Annotated in this window: 14 protein-coding genes; 5 read left to right on the forward strand and 9 right to left on the reverse strand. The window is 63.2% G+C overall.

The window, feature by feature from the left end; translation table 11 throughout:
• Positions 1 to 215: 215 nt before the first annotated feature.
• The 3 genes from L0U82_RS05380 to L0U82_RS05390 form a co-directional block, all read right to left on the reverse strand.
• On the reverse strand, positions 216 to 1,448 hold the full coding sequence (locus L0U82_RS05380; protein WP_233828996.1) for a benzoate/H(+) symporter BenE family transporter: 1,233 nt from the start codon (positions 1,446 to 1,448) through the stop codon (positions 216 to 218).
• An 87-nt stretch (positions 1,449 to 1,535) separates the two neighbouring features.
• Entirely contained in the window at positions 1,536 to 2,711 is a 1,176-nt protein-coding gene (locus L0U82_RS05385; RefSeq protein WP_233828997.1) for a vWA domain-containing protein, read from the reverse strand.
• 120 nt (positions 2,712 to 2,831) lie between these two features.
• On the reverse strand, positions 2,832 to 3,674 hold the full coding sequence (locus tag L0U82_RS05390) for an AAA family ATPase (protein WP_233828999.1): 843 nt from the start codon (positions 3,672 to 3,674) through the stop codon (positions 2,832 to 2,834).
• 441 nt (positions 3,675 to 4,115) lie between these two features.
• Between L0U82_RS05390 and L0U82_RS05395 the strand changes: the two genes are divergently transcribed.
• Both L0U82_RS05395 and L0U82_RS05400 read left to right on the forward strand, forming a co-directional pair.
• On the forward strand, positions 4,116 to 4,484 hold the full coding sequence (locus tag L0U82_RS05395) for a c-type cytochrome (protein WP_233829000.1): 369 nt from the start codon (positions 4,116 to 4,118) through the stop codon (positions 4,482 to 4,484).
• Positions 4,485 to 4,562: 78 nt separating this feature from the next.
• Complete coding sequence (locus L0U82_RS05400) at positions 4,563 to 4,946, forward strand: c-type cytochrome (RefSeq protein WP_233829001.1); 384 nt, start codon at positions 4,563 to 4,565, stop codon at positions 4,944 to 4,946.
• A 196-nt stretch (positions 4,947 to 5,142) separates the two neighbouring features.
• Here L0U82_RS05400 and L0U82_RS05405 read toward each other — a convergent pair whose 3' ends face one another.
• The 3 genes from L0U82_RS05405 to rsxB form a co-directional block, all read right to left on the reverse strand.
• On the reverse strand, positions 5,143 to 5,577 hold the full coding sequence (locus L0U82_RS05405) for a DUF1841 family protein (protein WP_233829002.1): 435 nt from the start codon (positions 5,575 to 5,577) through the stop codon (positions 5,143 to 5,145).
• Positions 5,578 to 5,713: 136 nt separating this feature from the next.
• The gene (gene nth / locus L0U82_RS05410) at positions 5,714 to 6,358 is read right to left on the reverse strand and encodes an endonuclease III (RefSeq protein WP_233829003.1); all 645 of its coding nucleotides are present in this window, start codon (positions 6,356 to 6,358) and stop codon (positions 5,714 to 5,716) included.
• An 85-nt stretch (positions 6,359 to 6,443) separates the two neighbouring features.
• Positions 6,444 to 7,307: an electron transport complex subunit RsxB gene (gene rsxB / locus L0U82_RS05415; RefSeq protein WP_233829004.1), complete on the reverse strand. Its 864-nt coding sequence runs from the start codon at positions 7,305 to 7,307 to the stop codon at positions 6,444 to 6,446.
• Positions 7,308 to 7,546: 239 nt separating this feature from the next.
• On the opposite strand from rsxB, the gene L0U82_RS05420 reads away from it, so the two are divergent.
• Entirely contained in the window at positions 7,547 to 8,179 is a 633-nt protein-coding gene (locus L0U82_RS05420) for a TetR/AcrR family transcriptional regulator (RefSeq protein WP_233829005.1), read from the forward strand.
• 204 nt (positions 8,180 to 8,383) lie between these two features.
• Here L0U82_RS05420 and L0U82_RS05425 read toward each other — a convergent pair whose 3' ends face one another.
• Together L0U82_RS05425 and L0U82_RS05430 are read right to left on the reverse strand one after the other, a co-directional pair.
• The gene (locus L0U82_RS05425; protein WP_233829006.1) at positions 8,384 to 9,670 is read right to left on the reverse strand and encodes a polyhydroxyalkanoate depolymerase; all 1,287 of its coding nucleotides are present in this window, start codon (positions 9,668 to 9,670) and stop codon (positions 8,384 to 8,386) included.
• A 180-nt stretch (positions 9,671 to 9,850) separates the two neighbouring features.
• Positions 9,851 to 11,764: a glycoside hydrolase family 15 protein gene (locus L0U82_RS05430; protein WP_233829007.1), complete on the reverse strand. Its 1,914-nt coding sequence runs from the start codon at positions 11,762 to 11,764 to the stop codon at positions 9,851 to 9,853.
• 254 nt (positions 11,765 to 12,018) lie between these two features.
• On the opposite strand from L0U82_RS05430, the gene L0U82_RS05435 reads away from it, so the two are divergent.
• Positions 12,019 to 12,264: a hypothetical protein gene (locus L0U82_RS05435; protein WP_233829008.1), complete on the forward strand. Its 246-nt coding sequence runs from the start codon at positions 12,019 to 12,021 to the stop codon at positions 12,262 to 12,264.
• A gap of 377 nt (positions 12,265 to 12,641) precedes the next feature.
• Here the strand turns inward: L0U82_RS05435 and L0U82_RS05440 are convergent, their stop codons facing one another.
• Positions 12,642 to 12,794, reverse strand: a complete 153-nt coding sequence (locus tag L0U82_RS05440) for a DUF3096 domain-containing protein (protein WP_013088853.1) — start codon at positions 12,792 to 12,794, stop codon at positions 12,642 to 12,644.
• Positions 12,795 to 13,230: 436 nt separating this feature from the next.
• Here L0U82_RS05440 and L0U82_RS05445 point away from each other — a divergent pair, with 436 nt between their 5' ends.
• Positions 13,231 to 14,409, forward strand: a complete 1,179-nt coding sequence (locus tag L0U82_RS05445) for a lactonase family protein (protein WP_442793598.1) — start codon at positions 13,231 to 13,233, stop codon at positions 14,407 to 14,409.
• The last annotated feature ends 24 nt before the right edge of the window (positions 14,410 to 14,433 follow it).

Consider the following 14,433-nt stretch of genomic DNA (forward strand, 5'->3'; position numbering starts at 1 on the left):
CGTGGTTCAGGGGAAATGAGGTCGCCGCCGTGCCGTCTGAACGACTCGGCACCGGCGGCCGCGGGTCGGGCCGCGGCGCGTTTCGCGAAGTTCTCGGCGAAATTGTCGAAACTTGCCGAAACACGCCGCCGGGTGCTTCTATTCTATGGCGGATCGTCGGCAATGGCATGAATCGCGGGTATCGACCGGCCGATGCGGCGATCCGTCCGAGCGGCTCAATTGCGCGTGCGCGCGTTCAGCACCAGTTGCGTGAGCACGCCCGCGACCAGTCCCCAGAACGCCGAGCCGATCGACAGCAGCGTGAGGCCCGACGCGGTCACCATAAACGTTACGAGCGCTGCTTCGCGCTGCCTGACGTCCTGCATCGCGTTCGCGAGCCCGCTCATGATCGAGCCGAACAGCGCGAGCGCCGCGACCGAGACGACCAGTGCCTTCGGAAACGCGGCGAACAGCGCGGCGATCGTCGCGCCGAACACCCCCGCGATCAGATAGAAAATGCCGCCCCAGACCGCCGCCATGTAACGCTTGGCGGGATTTTCGTGCGCTTCGGGGCCAGTGCAGATCGCCGCGGTGATCGCCGCAAGATTGATGCCGTGCGAGCCGAACGGCGCGAGCAGCAGCGACGCGAAACCGGTCGTTGCGATCAGCGGCGCCGACGGCGTCGTGTAGCCGTCCGCGCGCAGCACCGCGATGCCGGGCACGTTCTGCGACGCCATCGCGACCACGAACAGCGGAATGCCGATGCTGACGATCGCCGCGAGCGAGAACGCCGGCATCGTCAATACCGGATGCGCGAGCGCGACATGAAAGCGGCTGAAATCGAGCAGGCCGAGCACGCCGGCGGCTGTGGTGCCGGCCGCGAGCGTGATGACGATCGCGTAGCGCGGCGCCAGGCGTTTGACGACCAGGTAGGTGAAGAACATCGTCAGCACGAGCGCGGTCTGGAACTGCGCGGCGCGGAAAATTTCGATGCCGATCTCGAACAGGATGCCCGCGAGCAACGCCGATGCGATGCCGGCCGGAATCTTCTTCATCAGCGTGTCGAACCAGCCGGTCAGGCCGACCAGCGTAAGCAGTGCCGCGCACACGATGAACGCGCCAATTGCCTGTGCGTACTCGACGTGCGGCAGCGACGCGACCAGCAGCGCCGCGCCCGGCGTCGACCAGGCGATCACGATCGGCGCGCGAAAGCGCAGCGACAGGCCGATCGTGCAGACGCCCATGCCGATCGACAGCGCCCAGATCCACGACGAAATCTGCGCATCGGACAGATGCGCGGCCTGGCCCGCCTGGAACATCAGCACGAGCGAACTGGTGTAGCCCGTCATCATCGCGACGAAGCCCGCGACGATCGTCGATAGCGACATGTCGGTCAGCGGATTCGAGCGACCGGGCGGCGTGGCGGCGGGGGACAACTGCGGAGAGGGTGGGGAGGGGGGCGAACTCATGCGGAATCTTGGTTGTTGCTGAATCGTTGTTGTTGAAGACGAAGCGTGACGATGCTGGTCGATGCGGACGGCGCGACGTCGGCCGCGTTACTTGCTTAGCACGCGCATCGCCGTTTCGAGCCCCGCGAGCGTCAGCGGATACATGCGGTGCCCGAGCACTTCACGAATCGCGCTGACGGATTGCCGGTACGGCCACAGCGCTTCCGGCTCCGGATTGAGCCACGCGAAGTGCGGGAAGTGATCGGCGAGCCGGCGCAGCCACACCGCGCCGGCCTCGGCGTTGTTGTACTCGACCGAGCCGCCCGGTTGCAATACCTCGTAGGGGCTCATCGTTGCGTCGCCGACGAAGATCAGCTTGTAGTCGGGCGTGAATTTGTGCAGCACGTCCCACGTCGGCGTGCGCTCGGCATGGCGGCGGCGATTGTTCTTCCACAGGAAGTCGTACACGCAGTTGTGGAAGTAGTAGAACTCGAGGTGCTTGAATTCGGCCTTCGCGGCCGAGAACAGCTCCTCGGTGCGCTTCACGTGATCGTCCATCGAGCCGCCGACATCGAGCAGCATCAGTACCTTCACGTTGTTGTGGCGCTCGGGCACCATCCGGATGTCGAGCCAGCCGGCGTTCGCGGCAGTGCTGCGGATCGTGTCGGGCAGATCGAGTTCCTCGGCCGCGCCTTCGCGCGCGAAGCGGCGCAGCCGCCGCAGCGCGACCTTGATGTTGCGCGTGCCGATTTCGACCTGGTCGTCGTAGTCGCGATACGCACGCGCTTCCCACACCTTGACCGCGGTGCGATTGCCGCTCGCGTCGCCGCCGATGCGCACGCCCTCCGGGTTATAGCCGCCGTTGCCGAACGGCGATGTGCCGCCGGTGCCGATCCATTTGTTGCCGCCCTCGTGGCGTTCCTTCTGTTCGTCGAATAGTTCCTTCAGACGCTCCATCAGCTTGTCGAGGCCGCCCATCGCTTCGATCTGCGCCTTTTCTTCCGGCGACAGATCGCGCTGCAACTTCTTCTTGAGCCAGTCGAGCGGGACGTCGAACGCCAGCTCCGAGGTTTGCGCGACGCCGTTGAAATACGCGCCGAACGCCTGATCGAACTTGTCGAAATACTGTTCATCCTTCACCAGCGAGATGCGCGCGAGGTAGTAGAACTCGTCGAGCGACGGCGCGATCACGTTGGCTTTGAGCGCTTCGAGCAGCGTCAGGTATTCCTTCACCGACACCGGCAGTTTGGCGGCGCGCAACGAGTAGAAGAAGTCGATCAGCATGCTGGGTTCCTTGCGGCGGCGCGAGGCCGACGCGCAGTCATTGCCGGGCGCGTGGCCGGGCTTGGTCGCGTGCGCGGCGGCGCGGTGTGGCAAACGTAAGCGTGCCGGCGCGACTCGCGCTCAACGGTTGTTGCGGTTCATGAAGAGCAGCCGCTCGAACAGGTTCACGTCCTGCTCGTTCTTCAGCAGCGCGCCATGCAGCGGCGGCACGATCTGCTTGTGATCGGCCGAGCGCAGCGCTTCGGGCGGGATATCTTCGGCGAGCAGCAGCTTGAGCCAGTCGAGCAGCTCCGACGTGGACGGTTTCTTCTTCAGGCCCGCGACGTTGCGCAGTTCGAAAAAGCTCTGCAGCGCCGCGGCCAGCAGTTCTTTCTTGATGCCGGGGTAATGCACGTCGACGATCTGCTGCATCGTCGTTGCATCCGGAAACTTGATGTAGTGGAAAAAGCACCGGCGCAAAAACGCGTCGGGCAATTCCTTCTCGTTGTTCGACGTGATGATCACGAGCGGACGATGTTTCGCGCGCACCAGCTCGCGCGTCTCGTACACGTAGAACTCCATGCGGTCGAGTTCGCGCAGCAGATCGTTCGGGAATTCGATGTCGGCCTTGTCGATCTCGTCGATCAGCAGCACCGTTTGCTGGTCCGACTCGAAGGCCTGCCACAGCACGCCCTTGACGATGTAATTGCCGATGTCCTTCACGCGTTCATCGCCGAGCTGCGAATCGCGCAGACGCGACACCGCGTCGTATTCGTACAGACCCTGCTGGGCTTTGGTGGTCGATTTGATGTGCCACTGCAGCAGCGGCATGCCGAGCGCGGCGGCGACTTCCTCGGCGAGCATGGTCTTGCCGGTCCCGGGTTCGCCCTTGATCAGCAGCGGACGCCTGAGCGTCATCGCGGCGTTGACCGCGAGCTTGAGGTCGTCGGTGGCGACGTACTGCGATGAGCCTTCGAAACGCATGGCGAGATGCTCTTGGCGGGGAAAAACCCAGTATAAGTCAGAAGGCCTGTTGGCCTGAAACCGGCTCACGTATGGTGTCAGCCGCGCTGTGCTCAGGCTGTGGGGCTTGTCGTGAGCCTCGGCCCTGGCTCCGGATGCGATACCGTTGTACTGTTGGCGCGGTCCCGCCTGGGTGCTGCTTCGACCCGCTGTGGACCGGCGAGGCTTACGGGCACTGCGGAGGTTTCACGCATCCGGGCGGCGCTGGCGGGCAAGCGTGCCGGACGCCGCCGCGGCGGGCTCGGCCGCGCCGTAAGCGGCTCCCGCGCCTGGTGGACGTTCGGCGCGGCGTCGCGGTACAATGAGCCCGATTTTTTTGGCCTGCGTGGCTACCCTACAAGAAGAACGGCGCGGACCGCTGCCTTTCTGGGCGCCCGTTTCCCCTCAAGCCAGGTTACATCTATGAATAAATTCGTCGGCAAATACGTCGTGATCGCAGCGCTGTCGGGGCTCGTGGGGTATGCGGCCAGTGCGCAGGCAGCGGATGTCGTAGGCAACGCGAAGGCGGGCCAGGACAAGGTCGCGATGTGTATCGGCTGTCATGGCATTCCCGAATATCGCACCGCTTACCCCGAGGTCTTCCGCGTTCCGAAGCTCGGCGGCCAGAACCAGGCGTACCTCGAAAACGCGCTGCACGCCTACAAGAAGGGCGACCGTCATTTCGACACCATGCGCGCGATCGCGACGTCGCTGTCGGACCAGGACATTGCCGACATCGCCGCGTACTACGCCGCGCAAACCGCCGATTCGAAAAACAATCCCAACAAGTGATCGGTGTCGATCGGCCGTCGGTCGGTATCGGTCGATGCCCATCGGCCAGCCAATTAAATTTGCGGGACAGGAGAATTCATGATTAAGCCCCAACAGGCACTCCACACGGTGTTCAAGGCTGCATGCGCGTCGGCGGCACTGATCGGTCTGGTTGCAGCGAACGGCGCCTATGCCGCCGACGCCGCCAACGGCAAGGTCCTCGTCGACAACCACAACTGCGCGGCCTGCCACGGCGCCAAGCTGAATAATCCGGTGAGCCCGGAATATCCGAAGCTCGCCGGTCAGTACTCGGACTATATTTACTGGGCGCTGCGTCAGTACCAGATGGGCACGGGTAATCCGCATTTCGGCCGCAATAACGCGATCATGCAGGCGCAGGTGCAAACGCTGTCGCCGAGCGACATGAAGGACATCGGCGCCTATGTCGAATCGCTGGACGGCTCGCTCGTGCAGAAGAAGTAAGGGTTTTCGCGCGGTTTTCGCGGCGCTGGCCGCGTCGTCGAGCGATGGAAGCTGGAAATGAGAACACCCCGCCTTGGCGGGGTGTTTTGTTTTTGGGGCGGTATTTTCGTGCCTGGTGCTTGCGCGTTCGGCATCGAGCGCCGGGCTAATTAACTGCGCGTTCGCGGCGGGACACGCGTGCAGTAGCTCAGTGTGCTCAGTCGCGCGTCGCGCGCCGTTCTATGCGCTGCAAATAGGCATCCGTATCAGGTGGCGTGCCGGTGCGCTGCGCTTCCCAGATGGTCTCGCCAAGGCAATCCATGATCGCGTGCTGCGCTTCGTGGGTCGAGCCGAGGCGCGCGGCGAGCCGGTCGTGCGCCGCGCGAATGCCGGGAGGCTGGTCGATCGACAATTGTTCGGAGATGGCCAGATGCATCGACAGATGCAGGAACGGGTTGGTCTGGCCGCGTTCCGGCGAATAGTCCTGCGCCTGAGCGGCGGGGGCGTCGGCGAGTTCGCCATGGTATTCCGGATGTTCGACGATCCAGTCGGCGGCGATCGCCTCGAGCGGCGTCAGAATCTCGCCCTGACGCTGCTTGCGCCAGGTATCGGTGAAAAAGAGACGGACTTCGTCGCGGCTAGGATTGAACATCGTGGGACCGTGCGTGGGAATGGAGCGTGGGTGCTGCGAGGGAGTGACGGTGTACGCGAGCAGGCATGCAGACATGAGGCGTACGCAAGCCGTTATTTTACGCCGCGACGCCATCGGCCGCTGACGCCTCGCTCGTTCACAGATCGGGCGGCGGCGTCTTCGGCCGGAACTCGCACAGCGGCTCGATTACGCAGTGCCAGCACTCGGGCCGGCGCGCCTTGCACACGTAGCGGCCATGCAGGATCAGCCAGTGGTGCGCATCCTGTCTGAACTCGGCGGGCGTGAATTTTTCGAGCGCCGCCTCGACAGCGCGCACGTCCTTGCCGGGCGCGAGGCCCGTACGGTTAGCCACCCGGAAGATATGCGTATCGACCGCGATGGTCGGATGGCCGAACGCGGTGTTGAGGATCACGTTGGCCGTTTTGCGTCCGACGCCCGGCAAGCTCTCCAGCGCCTCGCGGTCCTCGGGCACCTCGCCGCCGTACTGATCGAGCAGGATGCGGCAGGTCGCGATCACGCTCTTCGCCTTGGTGCGATACAAGCCAATCGTCTTGATGTAATCCGCGACGCCTTCCTCGCCGAGATCGAGGATCTTCCGCGGCGTGTTTGCGACCGGGAACATCTTGCGCATCGCCTTGTTGACCGACACGTCGGTCGCCTGCGCCGAAAGCAGCACGGCGATCAGCAGCTCGAACGGCGTCGTGTATTCGAGCTCGGTGGTCGGGTGCGGATTCAGGCTCTGAAGCGTTTCGTAGATGGCGCGGCGTTTGTTCGCGTTCATACGGAGTGTGTCGGTGAGTGAAGTGCGCGCGGCGCGCGATCGAGTTGGCGGATGTCGGCTAGATGCGGTGCTCAACTGTACCGAACTAGCGCGGGGTTCGCGGACTGGACGGCGGGTCGCTCGCGTCATCTGCGTTGCCACTGGCGTTGCTACCGGGGCCGAGACCGAGACGGCGCCGGCGCGCTTCAGCGACGTCGATTTGCGCCTGCACGTCGGCGCTGACGTTGTCGGTATTCAACGGACCTTGTCCCTTGGCGGCCATTTCATCCTTTTTCTTGCGAGCGCGTTCGAGCGCGGCCTGAATGATTGCGCGTTTCTTCGCATCGGCGTCGTCCGACACTGGGGCAGCAGGAGTCGCCGCAGCGGATGCCGAGGCCGCTTCGTTGTGCGGCGTCGCACCAGCAGCTCGCCGCGCTGCAGCACGCGCTTCGGCCGCGTCGCGCTCGCGCGCGAGACGTGCGCCGCGCCGGTCATGGCGTACGCGCGCCGCATCGGCTTGAGGTTGGCTCCATGCGGCCCAGCCGGTCGCATCACCAGTGACAGCCGGCATGGCGATGCAGTCGACCGGGCAGGGTGGCACACACAGATCGCAGCCGGTGCACAGCTCGGCGATGACCGTGTGCATCTGTTTCGGTGCGCCAACTATCGCGTCGACGGGGCAAGCCTGCATGCACAGCGTGCAACCGATGCACAACTGTTCGTCGATAACCGCCAACGGACGCGGACGTTCGATGCCATTGGCGGAATTGAGCGGGATGACCGGTTTGCCGAGCAGCGCGGCGAGGCGCGCGATGCCCTCGACGCCACCGGGCGGGCACTGGTTGTAGCTGGCTTCGCCGTTCGCGACGGCTTCGGCATAGGGACGGCATGCGGGGTAACCGCACTTCGTGCATTGCGTTTGGGGCAGCAGATCTTCGATGCGATCCGCGAGTATTTTGACGTCTGTCACGGTTACGGCGTGGGGTTTGCCGGGCGGTCGCACGGCCTGAACTAAATAGCACATTATCGCCGATTTCCCCGATTGCCATTCGCAATCCATGTGCCATAATCGAAGCGCTTTTTTCGAAAGACCGCAGAAAAGGGTGTGTTTCCCAATAACGACGCGCCCGTTCAACGCCGCCAATATGAGGCTCGAGGAGAGGCCGGCGGCGCGATCCGGATAACGCGGCTCACGAAGACGATGCCACCATGAATCAGCCGAAAATCAAAAGAGATCCTGAAGGCACGCGGCGCCGCATTCTGCTTGCGGCTGCCGAAGAGTTTGCTAATGGTGGGCTGTTCGGCGCGCGCGTCGACCAGATCGCCCGCCGGGCAGAAACCAATGAACGTATGCTCTATTACTACTTCGGTAGCAAGGAGCAGCTCTTCACCGCGGTACTCGAGCACGCGTTCAGCGCACTCAATGAAGCGGAACGTACGCTCGAACTGAATGGCGTGGCGCCGGTCGAGGCCGTTACGCGTCTTGCGCATTTCGTTTGGGACTACTACCGCGACCATCCCGAGCTGCTGCGGCTCGTCAATAACGAGAACCTGCACGAAGCACGCTATATGGCGAAGTCGACGCGAATCCGCGAAATGATTTCGCCGATCGTTGCGACGCTCGGCGGCATTCTCGAGCGCGGCCAGCGCGCCGGACTGTTTCGCGCGAATGTCGATCCGCTGCGCTTTTACGTGACGCTGTCGGGCATGGGCTATTACATCGTGTCGAACCGCTACACGATCGAGGCGACACTCGGCCGCGATTTCAGCAGCCCCGCCGAGCGCAGCGAAGTGATCCAGATGAATACCGAGTTGCTGCTCGCGTATTTGCTGAGAAAGTAGCGGAGAAATAGCGGCGTGGTGCGCGACATGCTTGCGCGCACGTCGTGTGGCGGATTTATGCTGTTCGACTTTCTGAAAGAACAGCGTGGAAAGCGAATCAGCATCACTGTGTGAAGACACAACCAGAACGACTCGACCAAAAGCCAACGGCCTCCGAAGAGGCCGTTGGCTTTTTTATAGCTCCTACTGAGTGCTTTTCAGCGCTCAGGCTTCGACGTTTTCCTTCGCCACCCGGGTCGTTTTCTCCGGCTTGTTGTGCTCGAGAATAAAGTCGCGCAATTGCGGATAAATGATCGTGCGCCAGCGGCGTCCCGAGAAAATGCCGTAGTGGCCGCATTTTTCCGCGGTGAAGTGCTGCTTGTCCTTCGCCGGGATGCCACTGCACAGATCGTGCGCGGCGTAAGTCTGACCGTCGCCCGAGATATCGTCGAGTTCGCCCTCGATCGTGAACAGCGCCGTGTGCTTGATGTCCTGCGGCCGCACCCGCTCGCCGGCGACGTCCCATGTACCTTCGGCCAGACTGAATTCCTGGAACACGACGCGGATCGTGTCGAGGTAATAGTCGGCGTCCATGTCGAGCACCGCGTTGTATTCGTCGTAGAAGCGGCGATGCGCTTCGGCGTCGTCTTCGTCGCCGCGCAGCAGGCTCTGGTAGTAATCCCAGTGCGATGCCGCGTGACGGCCCGGGTTCATCGCGACGAAGCCGGTGTGCTGCAGGAAGCCCGGATAAACCTTGCGGCCCACGCCCGGATAATTCGGCGGCACCGTGAAGATCACGTTGTTCTCGAACCACTCGTACGAGTGCTGCGTGGCGAGCGAGTTGACCGACGTCGGGCTTTTGCGGGCGTCGATCGGGCCACCCATCATTGTCATCGTGCGCGGCGTGTCCTCGCCGCGGCTCGCCATCAGCGAAATGGCCGCGAGCACCGGCACGGTCGGCTGGCACACGGAGATCACGTGCAGATTCTTCGCGCCGATGTGGCGGATGAATTCCTGGATATACGCGACGTAGTCGTCCAGATGGAATTCGCCAGCCTCGAACGGCACCATGCGGGCGTCGATCCAGTCGGTGATGTAGACCTTGTGGTCTTGCAGCAACGTGCGCACGGTGTCGCGCAGCAGCGTGGCGTGGTGTCCCGACAACGGCGCGCAGACCAGCACGACCGGTTCGTCTTTCAATTGGGTAACAGCGTCGCTATCGTCGGCGAAGCGCTTGAAGCGAGTCAGACGGCAGAACGGCTTCTCGATGAAGGTCTGCTCGACGATCGGGATGTTGTGACCGTCCTTGACGATCTGGTGAATATTGAACTCAGGTTTCTCGTAATCCTTGCCGAGCCGGTAAAGCAATTCGTAACCGGCGGAGAGACGCGTGGCGCCCGGTATATAGGCTAATGGACTAGCGGGATTCGCAAACGACTTCGATGCGGCCTGAGCCCAGGCGGTGAGTGGGCTCAGCATCGCCCGCTGGAATTCATGCAATTGATAGAGCATAGGTGCTCCGTTTTAGGCGGTTCCCATTGGACTTCGCAAAAACGCGGGAGGCGTCGCGGCAGGCCGTTTTGGTTGTAGGCACATTGTTGTTGGCCGACAGTCGGATCGATGATATCGAACAACGCAATCTTGTGCAACGCAACAATTTGTTGTGTTCACGGTACGCAAACTGTCATCGGATCATGCTACTGACGATGCTGCTGCGCCGCTATCAGGGCTTGCCTGCCCCTCAAGCTCCGTCTTCCGGCTGCCGTTATGTGGAGGCTGCCCGGTCGCCTGCGCCATTTCCTGCTCGTGTTTCATCAGGTTGAGCCCGGTGTGCACGAGCGCCACGTGCGAGAACGCCTGCGGAAAATTACCGACGAGCCGTTTCGCGACCGGCTCGTATTCCTCGGACAGCAGGCCGACGTCGTTGCACAGCCCGAGCAGCCGCTCGTACATCTCGATCGCCTCGCTCATGCGACCCTGCAGCGCGAGGTTGTCGACCATCCAGAACGAACAGGCGAGGAAAGTGCCCTCGCCGGGCGGCAGGCCGTCGTCGTATTCGGTGGTGCGGTAGCGCATCACGAAGCCGCCGTGCATCAGGTTTTTTTCGATCGCCTCGACGGTGCCCTTGATACGCGGATCTTTCGGCGGCAGGAACGCGACCAGCGGCAGCAGCAGCACGCTCGCGTCGAGCTGGTCGCTGCCGTAGTACTGCGCGAATGCGTTGAGCTCCGGATTCCACGCTTTCTCGCAGACGTCGGCGTGGATCGTGTCGCGCGTCGCGCGCCATTCGTCGAGCGGGCCGTCGAGCTTGAACATTTCGGCCGAGCGGATCGCGCGATCGAACGCGACCCATGCCATCACCTTCGAGAACGTGAAGTGCTGGCGGCCGCCGCGCGTTTCCCAGATGCCTTCGTCGGGCTCGCGCCAGATCGTCTCGAGGTGCTTGAGCATCGCGCACTGCACGCTCCACGCGGTTTCGTCCGCCTGCAAGCCGCCGACGCGCGCGAGATGCAGCGCGTTCATCACTTCGCCGTAGACGTCGAGCTGCCGCTGCCCGACCGCGTTGTTGCCGATGCGCACCGGCTTCGCGCCCTGGTAGCCGGGCAGCCAGTCGACTTCGGATTCGGGCAGGCGCCGCTCGCCGGCGATCCCATACATGATCTGCAACTGATCCGGCGCGCCCGCCATCACGCGGCCGAGCCAGCTGCGCCACGCGCGCGCTTCGTCGTAGTAGCCGCCGCGCATCATCGCGAGCAGCGTGATCGTGGCATCGCGCAGCCAGCAGTAGCGGTAGTCCCAGTTGCGGGTGCCGCCGAGCTGCTCGGGCAGCGACGTGGTGGGCGCCGCGACGATGCCGCCGGTCGGCTCGTAGGCGAGCGCCCGCAGCGTAATCAGCGAGCGGCGGATCGGCTCGGCCCAGCGGCCTTCCACGGTGCCGCGCGCCGACCATTCGAGCCAGTGATTCTCGGTGCGCGCGAGCGCGGTATGCGGATCGCGCGCCGGCGGAATGCGCAGATGCGATTGCGCATACGCGAGCGAAAAGGGCACGCGCTCGCCTTCGCTGACGGTGAATTCGGCGAAGGTCTTCATGTCCTCGCCGCGCAGCTCGACCGGCGTGCGCAGCACCGCATTATCGGGGCCGACGATCGCCTTGATGCCGCTGTCGTTCTTCAGCTTGTCGACCCACGGAATCGAAAAGCCGTAGTCGAAGCGCAGCACCAACTCCATCTTCATACGCACGGTGCCGCGCCTGCCGACGACGATACGCACCATCTCCGACCAGCCGTTGCCGGGCGGCATGAAGTCGATCAGCGTGACAGCGCCTTCGGGCGTTTCGAAATCGGTTTCAAGGATCAGCGTTTCGCCGCGATAACGGCGCTTGATCGTGACGGACGGCGCATCCTGCGCATCGGGTTGATCTGTTTCGGTCAGCGCGGCGGGCGCGATCTGCCAGCGGCCATTCTCGGGCGTGCCGAGCAACGCGGCGAAGCAGGCACCGGAGTCGAAGCGCGGCCAGCAGAGCCAGTCGACGGAACCTTCTCGGGAGACGAGCGCGGCCGTATGGCCGTCGCCGATGAGTGCGTAGTCTTCAATAAGTGCGGGCATGGGAAAGCTTGTCGGAAAACGTGTCGTTATGACTGACAGCCGAGGCTGCCTTGCCTTGAAGCGGGTGTTGTTACCGGGCCTTGCGGACCTTCATAAACTGAGTTCGATGCGTCGCATAGTGAGGCAAAACGCGGGTTGGTAAACTGTCAAATCCGTGCTTACAATTAGACTTCATGCCGATGTCCGGTGCGCGCCGGGCTGCGAATCGGCCTTGCTCATGGCGTATGCAGACGCCGTTTCCGAGGACGAAAGCTATGCTGAACCCTTCGAAATCCGATTGCATCACGATTCTCTCGGCCGCCAGCGAACTCGCTGGCGATTCAATGCTGCCACTCGATCACGACCGGCTCGGCCTGAGCCGCAACGGCTTACTGGCCGCCGCTGCCTTTCTGACCGAGCGCGCCTGCTTCCGGCGCTACCAGGAAGATTCGGGCCATTATGCCGTCGGCGCACTGTCGTTGCAGGGACGCCTGCGGCTCGAACAACTCGCGAATGGTTGAGCGGGTGCGCGAAGCTTTCTGACGCTTCTCGTCGCGCGTTCGTCCGACTTTCTCGCAGCGGGTTTCATCTCGCGTTGATCAAGCGCTTTCCCGTACGGCTTTGCTGCGCCGCGTAAGTTCATTCGCGCGGCGTGGTAGATGCGTTTGCTTGCGGCTCGCGCGAGGCTCATGAACACGAACGGCGTCGCTGGCGAGTACATCGCGTAGCGACGCTGCGTGTTCGTTCATCCGCCGCTCGTTCATAGCCGCATGCGGTTCAACCCGCCCACCGCATCGCGACGTTGCCGTCGCGCGCTCGCGTCGTCGCGGGCTTCACGTCGCGCAAACACGCCGCCACCGGACGCAAGACACGCGCCCGGCCTTGCGCCGCGTATCGCTTACAGATGCGACGACCCCACGCCGAAGATCCCGATGATGCCGATGATGATCAGATAGAGCGCGACGATGTAGTTCAGCAGGCGCGGCATGATCAGGATCAGGATGCCGGCGATCAGCGAAACGAGCGGGCCCAGGCTGAGTGTGACGTTCATGAAGACTCCGTAGGTGAGACGCGTAACACGCGTGATATGTGATTAAAAAACGCCCCGGCGCGCGGGGCAATGACCGTCGGCGCGGACCGCTCGCTGTCAGCCCTACCTTCGACGATGCACCGGACAGATACGCTGCAGGATCCGGCGTAACGCTTTTATACTGGCTTCGACTTACAACAACGTATAACAGTCGGCTTACTGCGCGGCAGACCAGACACCCTTACAACCGCTTGCACCAGACAACCGATGTCGAGGAGGTCTCATGCTTCGTAGTTGCCGTGCCGTTGCGCGTGTCGCCGTGCGCCAGCTTTCGACTTTCGCTCCTGCTTCACAAGCCGCTTCACAACCGGCCTCACAGTCCGCTTCGCCACGCGCGTCAGCCCGTGCAACCCGGCGCGTCCCGCTGCGTGCAGCCGGTTCGATAATAAGAGGTTTCATGCTCATGGTTTCGATCGCTGCTTCGCCCGCGTACTCGCAAGATTCTGGCCCGGTCCCCGCGGACGGTGTCTATACGATGCTGGTCGGCACTTACACCGGCGGCAAAAGCGAGGGCATCTACGTATATCGCTTCGACACGAAGACCGGTGCCGCGACCCAGGTGTCGGTGGCCCGCACGGTCAACCCGTCGTTCCTCGTGGTGAGCCGCGATCGCCGGTTCGTCTATTCGGTCAACGAGCTGCCCGGCGACAACGGTCCGGCCACGCAGCGCGGTGACATCAGCGCGTTCGGCTTCGATGCCGCGCGCGGACAACTGACGTTTCTGAACAAGGTGTCGTCCGACGGTAACGATCCGTGCTATCTGAGCATCTCGCCGGACGGCAAATATCTGTTGACCGCGAACTATTCGGTCGCGCCCGACCCGGGCGGCAGCTTCGCGGTGTTTCCCCTGCAGGCCGATGGCCAGGTCGGCACCTCGGTGCAGACCGTGCATCACGAGGGCGGCGGTCCGGTGAAGGGCAGACAGGACAACTCGCACGTCCATTCGACGGTGTTTTCTCCTGACGGCCACTATCTGTTCACGCAGGACCTCGGCGCCGACAAGCTGTACGCGTACCGCTACACCGTGCAGAGCGGCACGGCCCCCGGCTCGGGCCCGTTCGTCGCAACCGACTGGGGCTACACGCAGCAGAAGGCCGGCACGGGACCGCGTCATCTGATCTTCGGCGCCGACGGCAAGCATGCGTATCTGACGAGCGAACTTGCCGCGACGGTCAGCACGTTCGATTATCACGACGGCAGGTTGAAACTCGTGCAGACCTTGCCGCTGTCCGCACCGGGCTTCAAGGGGCAGGTGGGCGCCGCGGCGATTCATCTGTCGCCGGACGGCCGCTTCGTGTACGCATCCAATCGCGGCGACGCGAACGAGATCGTGATCTTCGCCGTCGACCCGGCCAATGGACATCTGAAGCAGATCGGCCGTCAGTCGAGCCTCGGCAAGTCGCCGCGCGAATTCACGATCGATCCGACCGGCAACTGGCTGATCGTCGGCAATCAGTTGAGCGACACCGTGTACGTGTTCAAGCGCGATCAGCGCACCGGCCTGCTCGACCCGACGCCGAAGCAGCATTTCGAACTGGGCTCGCCGGTCGATTTCAAGCTGGTGTCGCCGTCGTGATCGAGAGCGCGCTTTAGCGTTGGA

The sequence above is a fragment of the Paraburkholderia sp. ZP32-5 genome (assembly GCF_021390495.1).
Taxonomy (GTDB): domain Bacteria; phylum Pseudomonadota; class Gammaproteobacteria; order Burkholderiales; family Burkholderiaceae; genus Paraburkholderia.